This window comes from Celerinatantimonas diazotrophica, from assembly GCF_004339545.1.
GTDB lineage: Bacteria > Pseudomonadota > Gammaproteobacteria > Enterobacterales > Celerinatantimonadaceae > Celerinatantimonas > Celerinatantimonas diazotrophica.
The window spans coordinates 188,271-211,212 of sequence record NZ_SMGD01000017.1 but is presented as its reverse complement, the minus strand read 5'-3'; the positions used below and the strand labels follow the sequence as shown (position 1 = coordinate 211,212).

23 protein-coding genes are annotated in these 22,942 nt (G+C 45.3%); 9 read left to right on the top strand and 14 right to left on the bottom strand.

Annotated features, from left to right (window positions below; genetic code table 11):
* Nucleotides 1-117 precede the first annotated feature (117 nt).
* Entirely contained in the window at nucleotides 118-567 is a 450-nt protein-coding gene (locus EV690_RS16655; RefSeq protein ID WP_131914149.1) for a nucleotide triphosphate diphosphatase NUDT15, read from the top strand.
* Here the strand turns inward: EV690_RS16655 and metL are convergent.
* Nucleotides 542-2,950 carry a bifunctional aspartate kinase/homoserine dehydrogenase II gene (gene metL / locus EV690_RS16650; RefSeq protein ID WP_131914148.1) on the bottom strand — a complete coding sequence of 803 codons (2,409 nt, stop codon included), beginning with the start codon at nucleotides 2,948-2,950 and terminating at the stop codon, nucleotides 542-544. The genes EV690_RS16655 and metL overlap by 26 nt on opposite strands.
* Before the next feature lies 1 nt (nucleotide 2,951).
* Nucleotides 2,952-4,109, bottom strand: coding sequence for a cystathionine gamma-synthase (gene metB / locus EV690_RS16645; protein WP_131914147.1), 1,158 nt, complete (start codon nucleotides 4,107-4,109; stop codon nucleotides 2,952-2,954).
* Nucleotides 4,110-4,265: 156 nt separating this feature from the next.
* Between metB and metJ the strand changes: the two genes are divergently transcribed.
* Nucleotides 4,266-4,586: a met regulon transcriptional regulator MetJ gene (metJ, locus tag EV690_RS16640; RefSeq protein ID WP_131914146.1), complete on the top strand. Its 321-nt coding sequence runs from the start codon at nucleotides 4,266-4,268 to the stop codon at nucleotides 4,584-4,586.
* Between the two features lie 110 nt (nucleotides 4,587-4,696).
* Entirely contained in the window at nucleotides 4,697-7,000 is a 2,304-nt protein-coding gene (locus tag EV690_RS16635; RefSeq protein WP_131914145.1) for a Tex family protein, read from the top strand.
* Nucleotides 7,001-7,169: 169 nt separating this feature from the next.
* On the opposite strand, the gene EV690_RS16630 is transcribed toward EV690_RS16635, so the two are convergent.
* From EV690_RS16630 to bioH, 3 genes are read right to left on the bottom strand one after another with little or no spacing between them, the layout of a single operon-like run.
* Nucleotides 7,170-7,703, bottom strand: a complete 534-nt coding sequence (locus EV690_RS16630; protein ID WP_131914144.1) for a hypothetical protein — start codon at nucleotides 7,701-7,703, stop codon at nucleotides 7,170-7,172.
* 9 nt (nucleotides 7,704-7,712) lie between these two features.
* Nucleotides 7,713-7,955, bottom strand: a complete 243-nt coding sequence (locus EV690_RS16625) for a flagellar biosynthesis protein FlgE (RefSeq protein ID WP_131914143.1) — start codon at nucleotides 7,953-7,955, stop codon at nucleotides 7,713-7,715.
* A gap of 58 nt (nucleotides 7,956-8,013) precedes the next feature.
* A complete protein-coding gene (bioH, locus tag EV690_RS16620; RefSeq protein ID WP_131914142.1) occupies nucleotides 8,014-8,769 on the bottom strand; it encodes a pimeloyl-ACP methyl ester esterase BioH in 756 nt (251 codons plus the stop codon).
* A gap of 22 nt (nucleotides 8,770-8,791) precedes the next feature.
* Between bioH and EV690_RS16615 the strand changes: the two genes are divergently transcribed.
* A complete protein-coding gene (locus EV690_RS16615; RefSeq protein ID WP_131914141.1) occupies nucleotides 8,792-9,508 on the top strand; it encodes a ComF family protein in 717 nt (238 codons plus the stop codon).
* Between the two features lie 129 nt (nucleotides 9,509-9,637).
* The gene (nfuA, locus tag EV690_RS16610; RefSeq protein WP_131914140.1) at nucleotides 9,638-10,216 is read left to right on the top strand and encodes a Fe-S biogenesis protein NfuA; all 579 of its coding nucleotides are present in this window, start codon (nucleotides 9,638-9,640) and stop codon (nucleotides 10,214-10,216) included.
* Between the two features lie 55 nt (nucleotides 10,217-10,271).
* Here nfuA and EV690_RS16605 read toward each other — a convergent pair whose 3' ends face one another.
* From EV690_RS16605 to EV690_RS16590, 4 genes are all read right to left on the bottom strand, one after another.
* Complete coding sequence (locus EV690_RS16605; protein WP_131914139.1) at nucleotides 10,272-10,826, bottom strand: porin family protein; 555 nt, start codon at nucleotides 10,824-10,826, stop codon at nucleotides 10,272-10,274.
* Between the two features lie 477 nt (nucleotides 10,827-11,303).
* Entirely contained in the window at nucleotides 11,304-12,314 is a 1,011-nt protein-coding gene (gpsA, locus tag EV690_RS16600) for an NAD(P)H-dependent glycerol-3-phosphate dehydrogenase (RefSeq protein WP_131914138.1), read from the bottom strand.
* Nucleotide 12,315: 1 nt separating this feature from the next.
* A complete protein-coding gene (gene secB / locus EV690_RS16595; RefSeq protein WP_131914137.1) occupies nucleotides 12,316-12,786 on the bottom strand; it encodes a protein-export chaperone SecB in 471 nt (156 codons plus the stop codon).
* Between the two features lie 85 nt (nucleotides 12,787-12,871).
* Nucleotides 12,872-13,300 (bottom strand): rhodanese-like domain-containing protein, encoded by a 429-nt coding sequence (locus tag EV690_RS16590; protein WP_131914136.1) that lies wholly within the window; start codon nucleotides 13,298-13,300, stop codon nucleotides 12,872-12,874.
* Nucleotides 13,301-13,608: 308 nt separating this feature from the next.
* Here EV690_RS16590 and gpmM point away from each other — a divergent pair, with 308 nt between their 5' ends.
* Entirely contained in the window at nucleotides 13,609-15,138 is a 1,530-nt protein-coding gene (gene gpmM, locus EV690_RS16585; protein WP_131914135.1) for a 2,3-bisphosphoglycerate-independent phosphoglycerate mutase, read from the top strand.
* A 76-nt stretch (nucleotides 15,139-15,214) separates the two neighbouring features.
* A complete protein-coding gene (locus EV690_RS16580) occupies nucleotides 15,215-16,294 on the top strand; it encodes a murein hydrolase activator EnvC family protein (RefSeq protein ID WP_165872791.1) in 1,080 nt (359 codons plus the stop codon).
* Between the two features lie 46 nt (nucleotides 16,295-16,340).
* Here the strand turns inward: EV690_RS16580 and EV690_RS16575 are convergent, their stop codons facing one another.
* Together EV690_RS16575 and glpX are read right to left on the bottom strand one after the other, a co-directional pair.
* Entirely contained in the window at nucleotides 16,341-16,637 is a 297-nt protein-coding gene (locus EV690_RS16575; protein ID WP_131914133.1) for a YkgJ family cysteine cluster protein, read from the bottom strand.
* On the bottom strand, nucleotides 16,634-17,620 hold the full coding sequence (glpX, locus tag EV690_RS16570) for a class II fructose-bisphosphatase (RefSeq protein WP_131914132.1): 987 nt from the start codon (nucleotides 17,618-17,620) through the stop codon (nucleotides 16,634-16,636). The genes EV690_RS16575 and glpX overlap by 4 nt, the downstream gene beginning before the upstream one ends.
* Nucleotides 17,621-17,814: 194 nt before the next feature.
* On the opposite strand from glpX, the gene ald reads away from it, so the two are divergent.
* Nucleotides 17,815-18,924 carry an alanine dehydrogenase gene (gene ald / locus EV690_RS16565; RefSeq protein WP_131914131.1) on the top strand — a complete coding sequence of 370 codons (1,110 nt, stop codon included), beginning with the start codon at nucleotides 17,815-17,817 and terminating at the stop codon, nucleotides 18,922-18,924.
* Here ald and EV690_RS16560 read toward each other — a convergent pair.
* The 3 genes from EV690_RS16560 to kduD form a co-directional block, all read right to left on the bottom strand.
* On the bottom strand, nucleotides 18,916-19,428 hold the full coding sequence (locus EV690_RS16560; RefSeq protein WP_131914130.1) for a DUF4357 domain-containing protein: 513 nt from the start codon (nucleotides 19,426-19,428) through the stop codon (nucleotides 18,916-18,918). The two genes, ald and EV690_RS16560, sit on opposite strands and share 9 nt — an antisense overlap.
* 141 nt (nucleotides 19,429-19,569) lie before the next feature.
* Entirely contained in the window at nucleotides 19,570-20,421 is an 852-nt protein-coding gene (rpoH, locus tag EV690_RS16555) for an RNA polymerase sigma factor RpoH (RefSeq protein WP_131914129.1), read from the bottom strand.
* Nucleotides 20,422-20,762: 341 nt separating this feature from the next.
* A complete protein-coding gene (gene kduD / locus EV690_RS16550; protein ID WP_131914128.1) occupies nucleotides 20,763-21,524 on the bottom strand; it encodes a 2-dehydro-3-deoxy-D-gluconate 5-dehydrogenase KduD in 762 nt (253 codons plus the stop codon).
* A gap of 310 nt (nucleotides 21,525-21,834) precedes the next feature.
* Between kduD and kdgR the strand changes: the two genes are divergently transcribed.
* Complete coding sequence (gene kdgR / locus EV690_RS16545; protein ID WP_131914127.1) at nucleotides 21,835-22,638, top strand: DNA-binding transcriptional regulator KdgR; 804 nt, start codon at nucleotides 21,835-21,837, stop codon at nucleotides 22,636-22,638.
* Nucleotides 22,639-22,942 lie beyond the last annotated feature (304 nt).

The following is a 22,942-nucleotide window of genomic DNA, read 5'->3' as shown; positions in this document are numbered from 1 at the left end:
TTTGTGGAGAATAACTACACGGCACAACGTTTGCCTTGCCTAAATCCCTCTCAGATTTCTGCAAAACTAATCACAAAAGGTCAACAGTCCCTAGAGACTTACAGAAAAGGAAAGATCATGACTCCAATGATTGGCGTCGGTGCTATTATTGTCAATAAACAAGGGCAAATCTTACTTGGCAAACGTTGCTCAAAACACGCCCCATACTGGGCACTACCGGGTGGAAAAATGGAGTTGGGAGAGACATTTGAGCAGACGGCGCAACGCGAAGTTGAAGAAGAAACCGCGATCGAAATCAGCCATTGGCAAGTTGTGGGTCTGACGAATAATCTTGCAACGTATCAAGATGAAGGGGTTCATTATGCCTCGGTGATCTTAACCTGTGCACCCACCACGCAACAGCCCCAATTGTGTGAACCCGATAAATGTGAACGCTGGATTTGGGCCACAATTGATGCACTGCCAGAGCCGCTATTTGAAGGGACCCGGCAAGCAATTATAAATTGGCAAGCCGGACTATTCTATCAACCTCAAAAAACGCTTAACAAAGCAGCTGACATAAACTAACCAGATCGCTTTGCACAGCCCCTGCGGTAACTTCACGTCCCGCGCCAGGGCCTTGAATCACCAGCGGATTATCACAGTACCAGTTAGATTGAATGGCAAAGACATTATCGCAAGGGCGCAAATTAGCAAATGGGTGGTGAACATCAAACGACTGCAAGCCTATTTCGGCGATGCCAGCACGGGTAAATTTGGCCACATAGCGGATCACTTGCTGTTGTGACTGTGCTGTATTCAATTGCTCAAGTAATGACGTATCAAGCTCAGATATTCGTGCCATAAATTCATCAACAGGGATAGATTGTAGACTTTCTGGCACTAAAGAATGCAATTGGATCTGGGAATTTTCTAGCATATAACCAGCTTCACGGGCCAAGATTAAAAGTTTACGGGCAACATCCTGCCCAGATAAATCTTCTCTTGGATCAGGCTCTGTTAATCCTTGTTCCCAGGCTTGTCTAAGTAACTGCGAAAATGGCACTGAGCCATCAAAGTTTTGAAATAGCCAACTTAAGGTACCTGAGAAAATACCACTAATTTCACGGATCTCATCGCCAGCATCCCGCAGCATTTTAATACTCGACTGAACTGGCAAGCCGGCCCCAACCGTCGCATTATATAACCATTGGCCGCCATGATCGCGAAACTGTTGGCAAATATGTTGGTAGAACTCGACTTTAGCTGAGCCTGCATACTTATTGGCCGTGATCAGATGTACCCCTAACTGGGCCACCTGAGGATAATAAAGACTCAATTCATCACTGGCAGTCATATCAATGGCAACCAACTCATCAAATGGATGCTCACTCACTCGCTCCAACAACTGCGACCAAACAACCGGTTTTGGGGTAAACGGGTGTAATACGGTCTCAGGATCCAACCCATGAAAATCGACAACACCACCTTGTCGGCCAAAGACACCCGCTAAAATTAATCGCAGATGGTAGCGTTGCTCCATCACTTCTCGTTGCTGGGCAAAAAGTTCAAGCCATTGCCGACCAATATTTCCCTTACCAAACAGCATTAAGCCAATGCGTCTTGGCTGAGAAAAAAGAGTTTGATGAAGTTCATTCAAAAGTGGATCTAAAGTCGTTTTCGGCAGCACCGCGACCAACGAATGGGTTGAGTCAGCACTTTGCACAAACGTAATCGGTAAAGAACTAAGCACCTGATATAACGCTCGGCTATGATCTCGATGCTCACTCACACCGCGGCCAACGAGAGCCAATAAACTATAACCGCAGAGCCCTTGCACATAAAATTGATATTCACCAGCCCACTGTTCAACGGCCGCTAAAGCGCGCGAATAAAGTTCTTGGGTATAAACCAAGCGCAGCGTTTGGCAATCACGGCGCTTGGAGTAGCTCAATGGCAGCAGTTGAATCGCGCTCAAGTGCTCTAGTAACATCGCACAATGAGATTCATTGGTATCATGCACATCAATTAGGCAAACATCATCCAAGGCTGAAACAATACGTGCGCCTAGATGCCCTGGAGCGACACGTAAAACCTGAGTCATCCCCTCTTCTGGTGTATAGCTACTGCGCAGCGTTAGCTTTTGCCGTGACCGAAATAAAGGCTCAAGCGATCGGACATGCAAAACACTCGCACCTATATGCGACAACTCTGCGGCTTCAGCTAAGGAAATCTTATCCAGTAACTGAGCCTCTCGGACCCGCCGCGGATCAGCACTAAAAATCCCCGCGACATCACTCCATATAGTCGTCGTTTGCGCATCGGCTAATGCAGCCAGTTCAGTCGCTGAATAATCACTGCCATTGCGTCCTAGTGTGATCGTATGACCATCGATATCACGAGCAATAAACCCTGTGACAACCAATCGCTGTGATATGGGATGCGCGGCTAATAAGGCTGCAAGCTTAGGTTGCGAAAGTCTCACATCCACTTGCGGCTGAACCCCATTAGGGGCAACAAAAAACTCCCGCGAATCGAGATAATCACTTTCATGATCACTCTGATTAAGTAAGGCACTCAGCAATCGAGCCGACCATCGCTCGCCAAATGATAGAATTTCATTCCGAGCGAACTCGTCTAGGGACTCACGGAGCATTTGACTAATGACAATTCGATCCGACGCTAACTCAGCCAACAACTGTTCAGCCCAATCGCCTTGTAGTAATTCTGAAATCAGCTCATGCTGAAAAGAATACAGTGAATCAAATACCGTTTGACAGGACGACTCCTGTTCACCGGCCAATTCCAACAACTCTAACAGCCGATTGGTCGTTTTACCTGCGGCCGAAACCACGATCAGATCGCCAGGCTGTGTATACTTGACAATAATTTCAACGACCCGCTGAAAACAGCTCTTATCGGCTAACGAAGAGCCTCCGAATTTATGCACATGACGCTGGGGAATACTCATATTAGCTAGCAACTCCATCCAGCGCTTGCTTAAGATCACTCACCAAATCATCACTATCTTCCAGCCCGACCGAAACACGCAATAATTGCGGTGTAATACCGGCTTCAAGTTGCGCAGCAGCAGACATTCCGGCATGAGTCATGGTCGCGGGGTGCGCAATTAAACTTTCAACCCCTCCCAATGATTCGGCTAAGCAGAAGAACTTCAGCCGTTCGATAAAGTTGATCAGACCTTGTTCATCAGCATCGAGCTCAAAACTCAACATGGCGCCAAACCCCTTTTGCTGGCTTTTCGCCAGTTCATGCTGCGGATGAGACTCCAAACCAGGGTAATACACTTTTTTAATACCTGAGTGACCTTCTAAAAATTCAGCAACAATCTGTGCATTTTCCTGATGAGTACGCATTCTTGGGACCAAAGTACGTAATCCACGAAGCGTCAGATAACTATCAAATGCTGAACCGGTTTGCCCCTGACAATTCGCCCACCAAGCTAGTTTTTCATGAAGTTCCGTCGTTTTAGCAATCACCGCACCAATCACCACGTCTGAATGACCATTGATATATTTCGTGGCCGAATGAACTACGATATCAGCGCCAAACTCAAAAGGCTGCTGTAAAACTGGCGACATAAAAGTATTATCCACAGCGAGCAAAGCATTTTGCTCTTTAACTTGCTTAGCAATGTTAGCTATGTCGACCAGCCGCATGAGTGGGTTACTTGGCGTTTCCAACCAGACCAATTTAGGGCTGCGAGAGAGCGCATCTGATAACGCTTGCTCGTCATTTTGATCAACAAAAATCGTCTCAAATGCGCCTTTGCCACTGAGCGCTTCGAATAAACGATAACTGCCACCATAACAATCGTGAGGAGCAACTAAGATATCGCCAGGGCCAAGCAACGAACAGACTAAGTGGATCGCCGCCATTCCAGTATTGGTAATCACCGCGCCGGCCCCGCCTTCAAGTTCGGCTAAAGCTTCGGCTAATAAACTCCGGGTGGGGTTAGCACTGCGACTATAGTCAAAAGGCCCTTTGTGATCATATCCCGAAAAACTATAGTTAGTTGACAGATAAATCGGTGGTACAACCGCCCCCCATGTTGAATCGGTTTCGATACCTGTTCGCACCGAAATAGTACTCGGTTGACGTTTACTCATAATCATCTCGCTTGAAGGAAAAGGGCGCTATTAGATTACCCTCACACTAACTAGACGTCAATACATCTAGACATCTAAACATCTCGGTGTACAGATTGTCATCACTACACCAATTAGGTTACAATTACCCATAACATTAGTCACATTATTAAGCTTATGGCAACTAAATGGAATGGTGAGTGGATCAGCCCCTATGCTGAACACGGCAAAAAAAATGAACAAGTCAAAAAAATTACCGTATCTATTCCGTTAAAGGTTCTGAAAGTTCTTACCGACGAGCGGACCCGGCGACAAATAGGTAACCTGCGACACGCCACGAACAGCGAGTTATTATGTGAAGCATTTCTGCATGCTTACACAGGGCAACCGCTCCCTACAGATGATGATTTAACGAAAGAAAAAAATCAGCCAATCCCTGATAGCGCACTGAAGTTAATGCGCGAGCTAGGGGTTGAGCCACCGAAAGATGATGAGTAAGGCATAACACCCATCTATTTAATAAAGCCACTTTATGTGGCTTTGCTCCATTTTCAAAAGCTCGCTACAATCAAACACAATTTTATTATCACCAAAGAGACATGTGTTTGATGAACACCTCGATTGATCAGCAAATTGCTGCTGAGTTAGGCGTTAAAGCCCATCAGGTCAGCGCAACCGTAAAACTCTTAGATGAAGGTGCAACAGTACCTTTTATCGCCCGTTATCGTAAAGAAGCGACCGGCGGACTCGATGATACCCAACTCAGGGAGTTATTCTCACGTTTAGGCTACCTACGTGAATTACATGAGCGCCGCAGTACCATTCTAGAAAGCATCGAAAAACAAGATAAGCTTACCGATACACTCCGCTCCCAAATTATGGCTGTGGCCACCAAAACCGAGCTCGAAGATCTCTATCTGCCCTACAAACCGAAACGCCGAACCAAAGGACAAATTGCCCGAGAAGCAGGCATTGAACCACTGGCGGATACGCTGCTGGCCGATCCCAGCCAAGACCCTAACGTGTTAAGTCAAACCTATCTTAACAGTGAAGCTGGATTTGCCGATGAGAAAGCTGTTTTAGACGGAGCTCGAGCCATATTAATGGAGCGCTTTGCTGAAGATGCCGGCCTCATCGGAAAACTTCGGCAACGTCTAAACGATGAATCGCTCATAGTCGCTAAAGTCATCCCAGGGCAGGAACAAAATGGGCAGAAGTTCCGTGACTATTTTGACTATCAGGAGCCACTCAAGCAGGTTCCATCACATCGAGCCTTAGCTATTTTACGGGGCCGCAATGACGGTATCTTACAGGTATCGCTCCAATGGCCCGATGAAGAATATGATCCGGCGCTCGCCATTATCCGCGATCATCACCATATTAAAGATCAAGGCCGACTGGCAGATAGCTGGTTACAAAGCGTGGTGCAGTGGACCTGGCGAGTCAAACTCAGTTTGTCATTAGAAAACGAGTTACTTGGGACCTTACGGGAAAAAGCAGAGATGGATGCCATTGTCGTCTTTGCTGAGAATCTTAAAGATCTGCTGATGGCGGCCCCTGCTGGAGCTCGCGTCACCCTAGCTTTAGATCCAGGCTTACGTACCGGGGTAAAAGTCGCCGTGATTGACAGCACCGGGAAAGTTCTTGAGACCACAGCCATTTATCCTCATCCACCGCAAAAGCGTTGGGATGAGTCGCTGATGACTCTCAAAAACTTGTGTCAGCGCCATCAAGTGAGTTTAGTCAGTATCGGCAATGGCACAGCCTCGCGCGAAACGGACAAACTAGTCAGCGAATTGGAACATCACTATCCCGAGCTTAAACTGCAGCGAGTAGTCGTTAGTGAAGCAGGAGCCTCAGTATATTCAGCCTCAGAGCTGGCAGCCAGCGAATTACCAGAACTGGATGTCTCACTTAGAGGTGCGGTATCGATTGGTCGACGTTTACAAGACCCACTCGCTGAACTCGTTAAAATTGATCCGAAATCCATTGGCGTTGGTCAATATCAGCATGATGTCAGTCAGGTTGAACTCTCCAAACGACTCGCCAACGTCGTCGAAGATTGTGTCAATGCCGTCGGCGTCGATGTCAATATGGCATCAGCAGCCCTACTTGAACATATCTCAGGCCTAAGCAAAACACTGGCTCAAAATATTGTTCGATATCGCGATGAAAATGGGGCATTTCGCAATCGCAAAGCGCTATTAAAAGTACCTCGACTCGGTCCCAAAGCATATGAGCAGGCGGCTGGTTTTCTGCGTATCCGAGGCGGAGACAACCCACTCGATGAAAGCGCGGTACATCCAGAATCTTATCCCTTGGTTGAAAAAATGCTCACCCGTAGCGGTTTAAAGATTGGCTCACTTATCGGCAACCGGACTGCCTTAAAACAGTTTGATCCCAAAGCCTATAGTGATGCGCAATTTGGTCTACCGACAGTCACCGATGTTTTAGCAGAACTTGAAAAACCAGGACGTGATCCTCGACCAGAGTTTAAAACAGCACAGTTTAAAGAAGGGGTCGAAAAATTATCGGATCTTCAACCAGACATGCGCTTAGAAGGGGTGATCACCAACGTGACACATTTTGGAGCATTCGTGGATATCGGAGTTCATCAGGATGGCTTAGTGCATATCTCATCGTTGGCGGATAAATTTGTCAAAGATCCTCGCGACGTGGTTAAAACAGGACAAGTCGTCACGGTCAAAGTACTCGAAGTTGATATTGAACGAAAACGGATCTCGCTAACCATGAAGATGGATGAGTCAGCTCATCAAAGGGCTTCGGGTCAGCAGGCCCATCAAGCACCTGCGAAGCCAAAAGCCAACCGCAGTAAGCCGCGTCAAAGCAGTGTTCCGGCAAATAATGCCTTTGCCGATGCATTTGCTAAAGCCAGGGGGAAAGGCCACTAACATCAAGGCTTGATTTCAAAGGTTCGTGACGACGAACCTTTTATTTGGCAAATGATGGCAGATAGTGAGTTATCGATCGGGGGTCAATCTATCACTTCATTGTTGCGATTGACGCGTTCCAATAATCTCATCAAATCAAGCAACAAACTAAAGAAATAGAGACGACTGGTTAAATCGTGATGGATAGATCAGGCTGGCTCGGTAACTTATACGAAGACTGGTAACGAGCAGCAATCACTTGATTGCGAAACTGCATCGCTTTCACTTGCTCTGGAGTACTCGGTGCTCCCGGCGGAGCTCGATGATAAAAATCACGATCTTTATTCTGACTGGCCTTCGCTCGTGATAACAAAGCTTCAAGGCTAACTTTAGCAAATGGAGAACGCTGATCTTGAGCATTATCTTGCTCACTTTGACCCTGCCCTGAGTGTTGTCCTTGCTGTTGTTCCGAGTTTTTGTCCTCAATGCGAACATGATCAGATGATGAGGAGTTGGGTGAAGCGGCAGGGGCATTTTTCGGATTCGCAGCAGCCATCGGCAGAGACGAATCGCGTTCACTACCAACCTGCGAACCACTGACATTGGCCGACATTGACTTAGTCGGCACAATTTGCGGACGGTGTAAATTTTCTCGGCGCGCATCCTCAGTTGGCGGACTAGCCGCCAGAGGCATCATATTAGGTAGAGTGACATTGACGTTCATCTAAACACTCTATGCCTGAATATCAAGTAAACTCCCCACCATCTGCTCGTGGGTCTGAATCACTTTTGCACCGGTTTTGGCATAAATTTCGCCTTGTTTTAAGCCGATCATGGCATCAGTCACCGAGCGATCACCAGGTTGTGGTGGTTGTTTAGCGGCAACCCGAGCAAGGTCTTGGCTAGACTGAGAGACCTGCTGATCTGCTCGACGGACCATTTGCATGCCAGATGAGCTAGCACTTTGGATTTCCATCAGACCTCTCCTCCACGTTCACTTACACCTGTATATATTATAAGCTAGAGGCTAGTTTTTAAGCAACTTCTAAAAAATTAAGGATTTCCCCTATAAATTGCTGTGAATGAGATATGAACGGGGCATGTGAGGCTTTGTCAATCATCACTTGCTGAGCGGATGATATGACCTGATGAGCATGCATACTATCTTTAGGCACTATGGCATCAAGTGCACCATAAACTTGTAACCAAGGGCAAGCAATCTCGGGGATCACCCGCCGTAAATCCACAGACTCCAACCATAAAAGCCCTTGATGCAAGATTTGTAGTGAAGGGAGCGGCCGTTGATTCAAAGATTTTTTTATCTGTGCAATATCAGCTCTGGCATCCGGAGCCCCTAGTGTCTGAATGGCTAAAAAGCGCTCTAGAGTCTTGCGGTAGTCACTTTCCAACCCTTTGGCAAAAAGCTTGAGCACTTCTTCTTTCATGCCTGGCCAAGACGGTGACTGTACAAAATGGGCACTACTGGCAACCGTTATAAGCGATAGCACTTGGTGAGGATATCGTTGCGCTATCTGCTGAGCCATTAAGCCACCTAAACTCCATCCTAATAGATGACCACAAGGAAGCCTTGCCGCTAATTGCTCCATCATTGCATCCCACGCCATCGGTGTACATGGCTGACTAAACCCATACCCCGGTAAATCCACCCGATGCAGTTGAAAATATGGCGTTAAACTCGGCACTAGTTTTTCCCAGATACCACTATTCATTCCCCATCCATGGAGTAAGATGAGATTTGGCCCTTGGCCTTCGCTATCGATATGAATCATTCAATGAATACAACTCGTTATTATGCTTTTTGATTGGGTTAAAGAATTAACCACATATTTACCAACCGATTTCACCACCCACCACTGCTTAGGATGCGGACAAAGCACATCTATCCGTCACTATTGGTGTAGCACTTGCCAACAATTGTTAACTCCTGAAATCACTCAACGTTGCCGATCTTGTGGTTTGCCAATTGCCAGTGGCGAGCTTTGTGGCCATTGTATCAGCCATCCACCGGAATATGACCAAACCTTTGTTTTTGACGATTACCGTTGGCCTCTCAATAAACTAATCCAACATTTTAAACACCAACGTCAACCGCTATTAGGGCGTGCTTTAGCAGAACTTTTTTATCAGCAACACGCCACTTTACCCAAAGGCGTACTTTGCCCTGTTCCAATGCATTGGTTGAAGAAGTGGCGGCGAGGATTCAATCAAAGCGAGATATTAATGCAAACATTCGCCCAATATTATCATTACGACTATCGCGAACTATTTGTAAAGCCTCACGCCAGTGTCGATCTGATCGGTTTGACTCGCGCACAACGCCGTATGATTGTCAAAAAAAACTATCGGCTCAAACATGACCATAACCTTCCCAAACGGGTCATTTTAGTTGATGACGTGATGACCACTGGCGCGACACTAGACGAATTGGCCCATCAGCTCAAACAAGCGGGTGTATCGCAAGTCCATTGCTGGATCATTGCCAGAACACCAAGCCCCTATGCAGGGTAGACATTTCATGTATCATAACCTGCAACAGCCAGTTTTTGTCAATATCAATGCAATTGAGACTGGCATTTGAAGACTCATTCAACCTATAATAAAACCTACTAAATTAGTCAGGTATCTGAGGACGATGCAATGATTTCTATTTCTACCGATGCGCAGCAACATTTTGTAAAATTGCTAGCGGCTCAGCCCGAAGGCACGAACATTCGTGTCTTTGTCATCAACCCAGGCACCCCTCACGCCGAATGCGGTGTTTCATACTGTCCACCAGACAGTGTCGAAGCTGACGACGTCCAGCTCCCTTTTGATGGGTTCAAAGCGATGGTTGATGCAGCCAGTGCTCCCTTTTTAGAAGATGCTGAAATCGATTTTGTGACCGATAAAATCGGTTCCCAGCTCACCTTAAAAGCACCCAATGCCAAAATGCGTAAAGTAGCCGATGATGCGCCGCTGATTGAGCGCGTCGAATATCTGCTTGAAAGTGAAATTAACCCTAACTTAGCAGCCCATGGCGGGCGAGTTACGGTACTGGAAATCAATGATGAAGACATCGCGATTTTACAGTTTGGTGGCGGTTGTAATGGTTGCTCAATGGTTGATGTCACCTTAAAAGAAGGGATTGAGAAGCAGCTTTTAGCCGCATTCCCTGAGGAACTGCAAGGGGTTCGAGATATTACCGAACATCAAGCGGGTGAGCATTCTTACTATTAAGGGTGTTAAGATAGCTGCTGAAATGCAGCTATCTATTCTCTCTTTGAGAATTTTCTTAAAAAACGTAGTTGACTAACACACCAACATTTTTTAATTCATAGTTATGTTTGTCATACATGTCTGTATATTCTAGAGCAATTGCAACGTGCTTGCTCACCGCCGCCTGAAGCCCTATCCCCCAAGAAAAATCATTTCCAGAAAGGTCGGATGATTCACCATCCTGTTTTACTTTTATTTTACCCCACGTCTTGCCAAATAGACCGTAAGGAGTAAACATTGTGCCCGTCGGTAAACCTAGTTTTAGATATATGCCATAATAATCTTTAAGCTTCATACGATAACCATTATCTTGATTATTATTAAAGCTTTTACCTAAACGTCCTTCCACAGCCAAAAATGGATTAATATTTACCCCTGCTTGCAAAGATGCAGTCCCAAAGTTAACCGCGTCTGACTCACTTGAGTCATCATATTTCAGATGCTGCGAACTTAACTGACCACCAATATACGGTTGTAATTCAGGCATCTCCAGCATAGCGGCCTGGGCCGTTAATGGCAGAATGCTCGCCAGCAGTAACGCCTTAGCACTGTCCCCCCATAGTTTCTTCATCTTTATTCCTGATGTTTAATTCTTCCATAGATATAAATACGTTAGCACCAAGTGAATAATCAATTAAGCATGAATTACAAATTTACTTCAAAGGGGTGATATGTGGGGTTTTTAAAATAGCTCTAAATAGTTAACCCTAGGGACTGTTGACCTTTGATGGTTGAATTTTGTTCAAATTAAACACATTTTGAACGCGGCGCCCCCTGCGTCGCTTAATGAGTTAAGCAAGCAGGGGGCAACAAAATTCAGGATGCGTTTAAATGAACCCCAAGGGCAGTATCTGAGAGGAATTTATCCAGCGTTAAACGTTCTTTGTGGAGAATACTACACGGCACAACGTTTGCCTTGCCTAAATCCCTCTCAGATTTCTGCAAAACTAATCACAAAAGGTCAACAGTCCCTAGGCATCCAAGTGCAAGATAAAATAAAAGCGGCACAAAGGCCGCTTTTAAATTTACTAAAATTCAATCAATATCATTATTCATCACGTTGGGCGCGAGCGAGCAGAGCCGTAGCTGCATTTTTAACGGATTTTCCCTGATAAAGCACTTGATAGACCTGTTCAACAATCGGCATTTCTATATGATGCTGACAAGCCAACTGATAGACTTCTTGCGTATTGCGATAGCCTTCAACAACCTGACCAATTTGCTCTTGAGCCTCATCAATTAACGCACCTTGACCTAAAGCAATCCCAAAACGTCGATTACGCGACTGATTATCAGTGCAAGTCAGGACCAAATCACCTAACCCAGCCATCCCCATAAAGGTGTCACTGTGTGCACCGAGAGCCACACCAAGGCGAGTCATCTCACGCAGACCACGAGTAATCAACGCCGTACGTGCATTGGCGCCAAAACCGAGGCCATCGGCCATCCCGGCACTGATCGCAATGACATTTTTTATCGCGCCGCCCAACTGCACACCCACCATATCGCGGTTGGTATACACTCGAAAACTTTGCTCACTATGCATCAGTTCTGCTAAATCACTAACCCACTGGTCATCAGCCGATGAGACCGATATGGCAGTCGGTAAGCCTTGCGCTAACTCTTTCGCAAAGGTTGGTCCGGAGATCACGGCCAATTTGCGCGAAGGTCCTAAAATATCCGCTGCAACCGTCGATAATAGCTCGCCGGTGTGAGGCATCAGACCTTTAGTTGCCCAAACAATCCGCGTATCAGCCGCCAGCATTGGCTCTATCTGGTGCAATACATCGGCAAAAGCATAGCTGGGAACCACTACAAGAACGTCTTTACTTTGAGCGATAACTTTGCCTAAGTCAGCTTCTAAGTGCAAAGAGTCAGGAAATGGGCACCCCGGCAGAAACACACTGTTCTGGCGTTCACGCGCTAGCTTAGCGACATGCTCACTACGATGGCCCCATAGAGAAATAGGGTAACCATTACGAGCCACCGCAATCGCTAAAGCGGTTCCATAAGAACCTGCTCCCAAAACCGCTAATGGTATTGATTTAGATTGTGTCATCTTAGTGCTGAGTCTGCTCTGCTTCTTCTTCAGCGGACATTTGTTCGACGTAGTTAGCAAACATCGCATCAAAGTTAACAGGCGCTAAATTTAATTGTGGGAATGATCCCCGGTTTACCAAACTAGAAACCACTTCGCGAGCATAAGGGAATAGAATATTTGGGCAATAAGCATTAATCGCATGCGCCAACTGCGCAGGTTCCATATTGCCTAATGTGAAAATACCAGCCTGTTTCACTTCGCACAAAAACGCAACATTTTCTTCGTGGCTAGCTGTCACTGTTAGTGTCAGCACGATTTCATAGACGCTTTCACCGAGTTCTGAAACGTTGTTATCCAAATCCACTTTGATTTCAGGTTCCCATTCTTGTTGAAACACAGCCGGTGAATGAGGTGTTTCAAAGGAGATGTCTTTGGTATAGATCCGTTGAATCGCAAATTCAACTTCTGCTTCTGTATTGGCATCAGCCATAATAAAACCCTTATTTTTCTAGATATACAAGTTAGAGCAAGCCGCAAACCCTATGCTAAATACCTGCTCCTAAAAATACATGTTGTTATTTTTTTACCAATGGTAAATTAGCACCCGTCCAGGCATTCATACCACCCTGCAGGTAAAAAACTTTTTCAAAGCCGCTTTTAGCAAGCTTACGAGCAATCATTCCAGCTTGATTTCCAACATCACAAGTAACAATGACAGGCAACTGTTGGTATTTCTCATAAGCGGCATAAGGCCCAGATTTCAATTGCGATTGCGGAACATTAACAGCTCCAGAGATATGCCCTTTACGATATTGATCAGCAGAGCGAATATCAAAAACAACCCCGTCTTCTTTATTGACGATCTGAGTTAACCTCTGGTAACTGATCCCTTTAGCTTTGGACATCAGAGGCATTACAAAACTATAAATGACTGCCACCAGTAATACGACCCAAAGCAGGCAAAGCAATGCGTGAAGCTGGATAAATTCAATAATTTGCTGCATTCCCAACAATCATCCTTTCATTTGACAAACAAAAACTCGCCCGTGAGTATACACCGAGCGCCTATGAAGATCAGCCAACACGGTGCACGAATTTGCATGATCGGTAAAGTAACTCACTTTACTATCTGGATAGAAATTGATCTATTTAAAAAACTGATGATTAACGAAGCCTAAAAATGTAGTAAAATTTCATTCAAAATAAGACATCACAATAGAATTAGGCGATCTTCAGTACCAACCTGTTCCAATCGATGGGGCAAAAAGGTGCGAAGTCATGAACAACTTTTATTTTAATACAGGTAATGAATATGTCAGCGAGTAAAAAACCATTAGCTCTAATCATCATGGATGGCTGGGGCTATCGGAGCGATTCAGCCAACAACGCAGTCGCACAAGCGAAAACACCAGTTTTAGACAATCTTAGCCAAACTTATGCAAGTACACATATTTCAGGGTCAGGATTAGATGTAGGCCTACCCGATGGTCAAATGGGTAACTCTGAAGTTGGCCATACCAATATTGGGGCTGGGCGAATCGTCTATCAGGACTTAACTCGCATCGACAAAGATATTGCCGAAGGAACGTTCTTCGCCCATCCAGTCCTTAAAGCAACTGTTGATAATGCCGTAGCCAAAGGCAAAGCAGTGCATATTATGGGGCTGATGTCTCCAGGTGGTGTACATAGTCACGAAAATCATATTCTGGCGATGGTTGAACTGGCTGCTAAAGCCGGTGCTGAAAATATCTATGTTCACGCGTTCACAGATGGCCGAGATACCCCACCACAAAGTGCCCAAGGCTCTATCGACCTTTTTGAAGCTAAATTTAAAGCGCTCGGCAAGGGCCGCTTTGCATCCATGGTTGGCCGTTACTATGCAATGGATCGCGACAACCGTTGGGAGCGGGTGCAAACCGCCTATGATGTCATCTCACAAGGCCAAGGTGAATACAGTGCTGCCAGTGCAACACAAGCGCTGGCGGATGCTTATGAACGTGGTGAAAAGGATGAATTTGTCAAAGCCACCGTCATTGGTGATGCCGTCCAAGTCCATGATGATGATGCAGTAATCTTCATGAATTTCCGTGCTGACCGCGCTCGCGAAATTACACGTGCATTTGTTGATGACGATTTCACAGGTTTTGAGCGCGCGGTTCATCCAAAAACCGACTTTATCATGCTCACTCAATATGCGGCCGATATTCAAACCTTGTGTGCTTATCCACCCGAAGATCTGGTCAACACACTGGGCGAATGGTTAGAGAAAAAAGACAAAACCCAACTACGAATTTCTGAAACAGAAAAATATGCACATGTCACTTTCTTCTTCAACGGTGGTAAAGAAGAACCATTTAACGGTGAAGATCGTGAGATAGTGCCCTCTCCTAAAGTTGCAACCTATGACCTTCAGCCTGAAATGAGCTCTGAAGAGTTAACCGATAAAATGGTAGATGCGATTCACAGTGGTAAATATGATGTCATTATCTGTAACTATCCAAACGGAGATATGGTCGGCCATACTGGGATCATGGAAGCTGCTGTTAAAGCATGTGAAGCCGTTGACCATAGCATTGGTCGGGTGGTTGAAGCGCTTAAAGAAGTCGGCGGTGAATGCCTAATTACAGCAGACCACGGGAATGCTGAACAGATGGTTGATCCGAAAACCGGAGGTGCGCACACAGCACATACCAACCTGCCTGTACCGTTCATTTATGTGGGCCGTGAAGCAACCATGAAAGACGGTGGTCGTTTGTCTGATATTGCTCCCACCATATTGAGTTTGATCGGCGAAGAAATTCCTCAAGAAATGACTGGTCACCCTTTAGTGGTTTTGAAATAATGCGCTTATGAAGCGTATCATCTTAAAGTTATATTCTTGTGTAAGTGCCAGCTTTTTTGCTGGCACTTTTGCGTGCATGTTGTTAACGTCCCTGGCCTTTGCAGACAACCAAGTCAGTCAGCAACAACTGGACGCAGTAACGCATCAGCTGGCAAAAAATAAACATGCAATAGGCCAAGCAAAAGCGCTATTGGCGACGTTGCAAAAAAACCTCAAGCAAGATGAGCTAGCTATTTCGAACCAGCAAGCCAAGATATCCAAAACGATTACCAAAGTTCACTCACTTCAGCGCCAACTCAGCCAATTACAAGATCAAGCCACAGCACTTGAGCAACAACAAGAACAGCAACAGAAACTCCTCAAAGCGCAAATCGCTGCTGCCTACCAAATGGGGAAAGGGAGTTATCTGAAAATGCTGCTCAACCAAAATAAAGCAGCCGAACTAGATCGCCTGATGGATTACTACCAGTATCTAAATAAAGCTCGCTTCGAGTCAATTCAAAAGCTTGAGCAAACCACCGAGCAATTAAAACAGAACCAAGTTAGTCAGCGACAAAACTTAGCCACGCTCAAGTCAGTACTCGCAACCCAACAAAAACAACAGAAACAGTTATTAGCACAAAAGAGTCAACGTCAGCAGACGGTTAAGAAAACGAATCAGTTACTTGCCAATAGTCAGTTGAAAAAAGAGCAGCTCGAACAGGCGAAGAATTACCTAAATGAACAATTAGCCACCCCATCAGATGAAGCCGTAGACATTCATCTAACTGGGCTCAAACGCCATCAATTGAATTGGCCAGTAAAAGGCAAAATTATTCATGATTACCAGCAAAGTCAGTTAGGTGGGAATCGCTGGGAAGGCGTTGTCATTAAGGCAAAAGCGGGAACGCCAGTGAAAGCGGTCGCTGATGGTAAAGTGGTATTTGCAGATTGGTTACGAGGTTATGGCCTAGTGATTGTACTCAGCCATGGTCACCATTATCTGAGTTTATACGGTTATAATCAGGAGTTACTACTTAATGTCGGAGATTCCGTGAAAAAAGGCGAGACCATTGCAACGGTTGGCAATACAGGTGGTCGTCCCGAAAACTCACTGTTTTTCCAGATCCGCTATAAATCACGCGTTGAAAATCCACATTGGTTTATCCGCAATTAATCCGATCTTTAAATCAAAAAGATCGACTATAGCGCCGATCTTTTTATCAATTTGATGACTTAGTTTGGCATGTTGACGTGTCAGTCTGAGTCGCATATTCAAGTTCCGTCAAGACCCGAATAGCTTGAGAGCGGTGCTCACCACACACCCACTTAGAGAATTTGAACGCTTCACAAATTTTGGGGCGATCCGGGTGATTGAATAGTCGACACAAATTATTGTCATCCAGCTGCACGCAGCGAACACCGGCCGGTTTCCCCTCTGGCATACCAGGAATAGGAGATGAAATACTTGGAGCAATGCAACACGCCCCGCATCCGGCTCGGCAATCTTGTTCACTCATCCAAGGCTCTTACTGCGCGGATATAGCGATTGAATACGGCGAATACGTTTACTCACCCCATCAACCAATAAGGTTTCGCAGCTCATCTGTTCCCCCTGCATTTTAACCCCCGCTAATAGGTCGCCATCAGTGATTCCTGTTGCGGCAAAAACAACTTGATCACTGCCAGCCAACTGTTTGAGAGTTAACACAGCATTCACCTCAACTTGCTGCGCTTGGCAACGTTGACATTCACTTTTTGCGATTGCAATGTTTTCTTCGCTATCACCTTTAACCTGATCGCGTGGTAATAGTCGCGCCTGCATATCGCCCCCTAAAGCACGAATCGCAGCAGCTGAGACAACACCTTCAGGAGCACCACCAATGCAATACATCACATCAACTTCACTATCACTTTGACACGTTAAAATCGATGCAGCAACATCCCCATCCGCGATAGCAAATACTTTCACGCCAAGCGCATGGAGTTCACGGATCAGACCTTCATGGCGAGGCTTAGCTAAAGTGACCACCGTCAATTCACTAAGCGGCTTTGCTTTGGCTTTAGCAATAGCATTGAGATTTTCATGTAACGGCTTATGCAAATCTATGACACCACGAGCTTGCGGCCCCACCACTAATTTTTCCATATACATATCAGGAGCTTTGAGCAAACTGCCACGCGTTCCAGCAGCTAAAACAGCAACCGCATGGCTCTGTCCTTGGGCCGTCATCCGGGTGCCTTCGATGGGATCGACCGCAATATCAACGCCACTTCCGCCCTGCCCTAACTTCTCTCCGATATAGAGCATCGGGGCATTGTCAATTTCCCCCTCACCAATGACAATCTCTGCATCCATCGGCAACTGGTTCAAACACTCGCGCATGGCTGCAACCGCTGCGCCATCTGCAGCATTCTTATCGCCTCGACCAATCCATGAATATCCAGCTAAAGCGGCCGCTTCGGTTACTTCAGCAAACCGAGCTACTAGCGACTGTTCCACAACATCTACCTCAACAAGCCTGAAAAATTGGTCATTATTCTATCACATTTTATTAGCCATAAAATTTACGTTGTGACATCACAGATATGCTGAGTAACTTTTCACTTGGATCACAATTCATCGATTAGTGATGAGCACAATAGCAAGCGCTGAACTATAGGTTTCTAATACCTTTATAAAAATTGGAAATCAGTATGCGCATTGGAGTCCCCAAAGAGATCAAGCCCCAAGAACACCGCGTTGGACTAACCCCAGGTAATGCTCGAGAACTCGTTGAAGCGGGCCACCAACTATTAATCGAGCGCGGTGCTGGAATAGGCAGTGGCTTTACGGATAAAGAGTATCAGCAAGCTGGCGCGATGATCTGCGATAACCCTTCAGATATTTTTGCCGATGGTGAACTCATCGTCAAAGTCAAAGAACCATTAGCCATTGAACGTGCCCAATTGCATAGTGAACAGATACTTTTTACTTATCTGCATCTGGCCGCCGATCGCACTCTCTGCCAGGAATTACTAACAAGTGGCTGCACTTGTATCAGTTATGAAACAGTCACTAATGCCGCCGGGCAATTGCCACTACTGCTACCCATGTCAGAAATCGCGGGAAGGCTCTCGGTACAAGCCGGGGCAAATGCATTAGAAAAAAGTCACTCAGGACGCGGGGTTTTGTTAAGTGGAGTGGCCGGAGTTCCAGCGGCCAAAGTGGTTATTTTAGGCGCCGGTATAGTGGGAAGCAACGCTGCTTACATCGCCTTTGGCATGGGCGCACAGGTGCTTGTCATGGATAAAGATGTACAGCGCCTACGCGCGCTCGATAACCTTTACCATGGCCGGATCCAGACTCGATATGCCAATACAGATACACTAAAGCAGTCTTTGTGTGACGCCGATCTAGTGATTTGTGGCGCACTCATCCCGGGGGCTAAATCGCCCAAACTCATTCCACGGAACTATCTGACCCATATGCAAGATGGCGCAGTCATTGTTGATGTAGCCATTGATCAAGGTGGGTGCTGTGAATCTTCTACGCCAACAACTCACCAGAACCCAACCTATTTAGTCGATGGCATTGTGCACTATTGCGTTGCGAATATGCCCGCTGCAGTAGCCAGAACATCAACACTGGCACTTAATCAAGTCACTCAGCCCTATATTATACAGCTGGCAAATCATGGTCTCGATGCACTTAAAAACAACCATGAATTACAAACGGGGCTAAATATCTTTTGCGGACAACTCACACACCCGACCGTAGCTGAAAGTTTAGGACTTACATATACCCCTTATGTGCAGTTACGATGATTTAGTCTTTTTCGGGGTCGGTCGTTTTTTACCATATCCCCGATCTTTTAAAGTTCGCCCCCATTGATCGTGCCAAGCATCTAAACCACTGCGGGCATTGCCCGCAATTAGGCAAGCCGCAAGGCTAGGGCTAGCGAACTGATAATCACGTAAAAACTCATAGTTCTCGGGCCCTTCAACTAGCACAAAATCGGCTAGTAATTGGGCGCGTAACTCCCGTACGGCCGGACGCATCGAATCGGTTAATCCTAGATTGGCAGTCGAGCCTTTAGTGACAACAAAATTTGGGCGAGTTTTACTGCCAACAGGATAACCATAGGCTTTCGCTTGTTTCACTTCAAAGTGAAAATCCGCCTGCAACTGACTCCCAGCACCTTCCTCATCAAGCAATTGCTGCAATGCCAGTAACTGTTGATACATATTCATCGGAATAATAGCCGCCTGACGATGACCTTGCGTATCGACAATAAAACTGACCTGGCTGGTGTCTAATTGATTATCCATATTCGAGCCGTAGTGATGGTTGATGTACTGAGTATAAAGAAAGTTCCAACAGAAGTTAATGGTGATATTTTGCTCGAATAAGTAATAAAAAACCCCACTCAGAATGAGCAGGGTTTTTTAAAATTCTATGACAAATGTCGTTTACAATTGCATCGTCTGACGCAATTTTTTCATCGCATTTTTTTCCAGCTGACGGATACGCTCGGCCGAAACACTATATTCGTCGGCCAATTCCTGCAGGGTGGCTTTATCTTCATCCAACCACCGCCGAGTCACAATATGACGACTGCGATCATCCAGCGTATTTAAAGCACTAGACAGTTTGCTAGCGGTATAGCCTTGCCAGTTATCTTGCTCAATACTCTGGGCGATATCCGATGATTTATCTTCCAGAAACTGAACAGGGGCAAAACTACCTTCTCGTTCATCATCATCATTACTCAAATCAAACGCTTGATCTTGAGCAGACATGCGTGACTCCATCTCGACAACTTCACGACGAGACACACCTAATGCATCAGCAACGGTCTCAATTTCATCCTGACTAAACCAGCCAAGACGTTTTTTTGATTTACGCAAATTAAAGAACAGTTTGCGTTGCGCTTTAGTGGTGGCAATTTTAACCATCCGCCAATTGCGAAGTACATATTCATGGATCTCTGCTTTGATCCAATGCACAGCAAAAGAGACCAAACGAACCCCATGATGAGGATCAAATCGTTTAACGGCTTTCATCAAGCCAATATTGCCTTCCTGAATTAGATCAGACTGCGGCAAACCATAACCTGAATAGCCTTTAGCAATATGCACTACAAAGCGAAGATGAGACATTACTAACTGCCGAGCAGCTTTGAGATCACCTTTTTCCCACCAACGCAGTGCCAACGCCTTTTCTTCTTCTTCTGTTAACATTTTAATGCTGTTAACAGTCTGAACATAGGCTTCAATACTGCCTTGCGGGACTAAAGCCATAGACGTTAAATTATCGCTCATACCTACCTAACCTCAACGGATTATTTAGTTGACCAGAGTACTATCAAACGAGTCTACCACGTCAATTTCACCATTTCCAATGACATCCTAAGGCAGAGAATCGCTATTGAATACAATTATCGATTATACCACCTTCAATGGGTATAACTATAACGATTAACCCATAAGCAGCCTAGTAAAGTCGATAATGAATAACATTAGCAAATACTAAAATGTAACTGGCAAACTTGTTTTCCATCCATTGATATGACCGGCAATTAAGAAAAAAGTTCCCAAAGTAGAAGACCAAACGCTGCGTTCATCGCAGCGTTGAGAAATAGAAATATCTTCCAATTCGAGACTTAGCGAGCCAGCCAGCCCCCATCCACAGCGATTGTATAACCATTAATATAATCGGCCGCAGCAGAAGCTAAAAAGACAGCAGGAGCCGCGACATCTTCAGGCGCACCCCAACGTCCTGCTGGAATGCGATCAAGGATCTCCTTAGAGCGCTCTTCATCGGCACGCAGCGCAGCCGTATTATTCGTTGCCATATACCCAGGGGCAATCGCATTGACATTAATATTATGTTTCGCCCATTCGTTCGCCAGCAGACGTGTCACCCCCATCACCGCACTTTTAGAGGCCGTATAAGAAGGCACACGAACACCGCCCTGGAAAGAGAGCATAGAGGCAACATTGACGATTTTTCCACCATGGCCTTGCTTAATGAATTGGCGCGCAACCGCTTGTGAGAGAAAGAAAACCGCACGAATATTAACATTCATCACATCATCCCAGTTCTTCTGTGTAAATTCGATCGCGTCCTGACGGCGAATAATTCCGGCATTATTCACCAAAATGTCAACCTTGCCATATTCACGGATCACTTTGTCTAAGTGACTGTCAAATAACGATGTATCTGATACATCCGCCCGAATATCTAAAAAGTTATGGCCACCTTCGTTCATTTTGGCCATCGTGTCACAGGGTTCAGACATATTAATCCCTGCAATTGAACAACCAGCCTGAGCTAAACCTAACGCCATTCCCTGCCCCAACCCAGTGTCACAGCCAGTAACAATGGCAACTTTCCCTGCCAAATTAAACTTATCTAAAAGCATACCGTTTTCCCTTACATGTTCTTTAATTAGACATATAAAAACGAATGTCATTCCCAATGACTATAAATTTTAAAAAACATTATTTCAAATAATTTAAAATTATGTTTTTATTTATAATATATTTTGTCGAGATGGCTCACATATTTTCTTTTGATATGGAATGCAGACCGCTAAAATCATGTTTTATAAAATTTAAAAAATATCGTACCCTTAACCTATCTCCTGCAAAAACGTGTGATTTTGCGTTTATCAGGCAGTTCGTTTCCTACAATATTCATAAACTATGAATCTGAATGAAAAGGTATAGATAATGGGAGCAGCTAAACAGGTCGAATCTGTATCCTCCGTGCTCAAAGTATTTGGTATTTTGCAAGCATTAGGAGAGCAACGAGAAATCGGGATCACTGAGATTGCACAAAAACTCATGATGTCAAAAAGTACGGTATATCGTTTTTTGCAAACGATGAAGACAATCGGTTACGTCTCTCAAGAAGAAGATAGTGAAAAATATGCTTTAACCCTCAAGTTATTTGAGTTGGGCTCAAAAGCACTAGAGCATGTCGATTTAATTGCACTGGCTGATAAGCAAATGCGTAAGATTGCCGAAAAAACCGGTGAAGCATTGCACTTAGGGGCATTTGATGATGACGCTATTATCTATATTCACAAAATAGATTCGCGCTATAACTTACGCATGTATTCCCGTATCGGCCGCCGAAACCCTCTTTATAGTACGGGGATTGGTAAAGTCTTATTGGCCTATCGCGATGAGCAAGAGGTTCGGCAAATTTTAGATCCCATCAAATTTGAACCACATACAGCCAATACCATCACAGATCATCAAGAGTTGATGGATGAACTGGCAACTGTCCGAGAAAATGTGGTCGGGGAAGACCGGGAAGAACAAGAAGAAGGGTTACGCTGTTTAGCTGTGCCCGTTTTTGACCGTTTTGGTGTTGTGATTGCCAGTATCAGTATTTCATTCCCAACCATTCGCTTTGAAGAAAATCGCAGAGATGAATACATTGAAATGCTGCATCAAGCGGCCTCATCCGTATCATCTCAACTGGGGTATCACAACTATCCCAAATGCGCCGAAGTAACCGTTAAATAAACCTTTATAGAACTAAGATAGCCGTTTTGCGGCTATCTAAACATTCATCCAAGGTCGGCAAACACTCCGCAACACCACCACCGATAAGCAAATAAGAACTCCATGTTCAAAAACGGTGCTAACTTTGAATAAACAAGTCACCATCCCATTAACGGATAGTCGATTCCAGTCACTAATATGTTCTGCGAATCAGGAGAAACATTTCACGACGTTCCCATTCAACAGATTTTAAACACGCGTTGCCGCTCTTTCCATTGTTAAAGTCATGGGACTTTTTAGAAATATTTAGATGTTCTTAAGCAAG

Bases quoted from the DNA above. Each gene is read 5' to 3' on its own strand.
- EV690_RS16655 (WP_131914149.1), top strand. From the start codon at position 118: ATGACTCCAATGATTGGCGTCGGTGCTATTATTGTCAATAAACAAGGG.
- metL (WP_131914148.1), bottom strand. From the start codon at position 2,950: ATGAGTATTCCCCAGCGTCATGTGCATAAATTCGGAGGCTCTTCGTTA.
- metB (WP_131914147.1), bottom strand. From the start codon at position 4,109: ATGAGTAAACGTCAACCGAGTACTATTTCGGTGCGAACAGGTATCGAA.
- metJ (WP_131914146.1), top strand. From the start codon at position 4,266: ATGGCAACTAAATGGAATGGTGAGTGGATCAGCCCCTATGCTGAACAC.
- EV690_RS16635 (WP_131914145.1), top strand. From the start codon at position 4,697: ATGAACACCTCGATTGATCAGCAAATTGCTGCTGAGTTAGGCGTTAAA.
- EV690_RS16630 (WP_131914144.1), bottom strand. From the start codon at position 7,703: ATGAACGTCAATGTCACTCTACCTAATATGATGCCTCTGGCGGCTAGT.
- EV690_RS16625 (WP_131914143.1), bottom strand. From the start codon at position 7,955: ATGGAAATCCAAAGTGCTAGCTCATCTGGCATGCAAATGGTCCGTCGA.
- bioH (WP_131914142.1), bottom strand. From the start codon at position 8,769: ATGATTCATATCGATAGCGAAGGCCAAGGGCCAAATCTCATCTTACTC.
- EV690_RS16615 (WP_131914141.1), top strand. From the start codon at position 8,792: ATGCTTTTTGATTGGGTTAAAGAATTAACCACATATTTACCAACCGAT.
- nfuA (WP_131914140.1), top strand. From the start codon at position 9,638: ATGATTTCTATTTCTACCGATGCGCAGCAACATTTTGTAAAATTGCTA.
- EV690_RS16605 (WP_131914139.1), bottom strand. From the start codon at position 10,826: ATGAAGAAACTATGGGGGGACAGTGCTAAGGCGTTACTGCTGGCGAGC.
- gpsA (WP_131914138.1), bottom strand. From the start codon at position 12,314: ATGACACAATCTAAATCAATACCATTAGCGGTTTTGGGAGCAGGTTCT.
- secB (WP_131914137.1), bottom strand. From the start codon at position 12,786: ATGGCTGATGCCAATACAGAAGCAGAAGTTGAATTTGCGATTCAACGG.
- EV690_RS16590 (WP_131914136.1), bottom strand. From the start codon at position 13,300: ATGCAGCAAATTATTGAATTTATCCAGCTTCACGCATTGCTTTGCCTG.
- gpmM (WP_131914135.1), top strand. From the start codon at position 13,609: ATGTCAGCGAGTAAAAAACCATTAGCTCTAATCATCATGGATGGCTGG.
- EV690_RS16580 (WP_165872791.1), top strand. From the start codon at position 15,215: ATGTTGTTAACGTCCCTGGCCTTTGCAGACAACCAAGTCAGTCAGCAA.
- EV690_RS16575 (WP_131914133.1), bottom strand. From the start codon at position 16,637: ATGAGTGAACAAGATTGCCGAGCCGGATGCGGGGCGTGTTGCATTGCT.
- ald (WP_131914131.1), top strand. From the start codon at position 17,815: ATGCGCATTGGAGTCCCCAAAGAGATCAAGCCCCAAGAACACCGCGTT.
- EV690_RS16560 (WP_131914130.1), bottom strand. From the start codon at position 19,428: ATGGATAATCAATTAGACACCAGCCAGGTCAGTTTTATTGTCGATACG.
- rpoH (WP_131914129.1), bottom strand. From the start codon at position 20,421: ATGAGCGATAATTTAACGTCTATGGCTTTAGTCCCGCAAGGCAGTATT.
- kduD (WP_131914128.1), bottom strand. From the start codon at position 21,524: ATGCTTTTAGATAAGTTTAATTTGGCAGGGAAAGTTGCCATTGTTACT.
- kdgR (WP_131914127.1), top strand. From the start codon at position 21,835: ATGGGAGCAGCTAAACAGGTCGAATCTGTATCCTCCGTGCTCAAAGTA.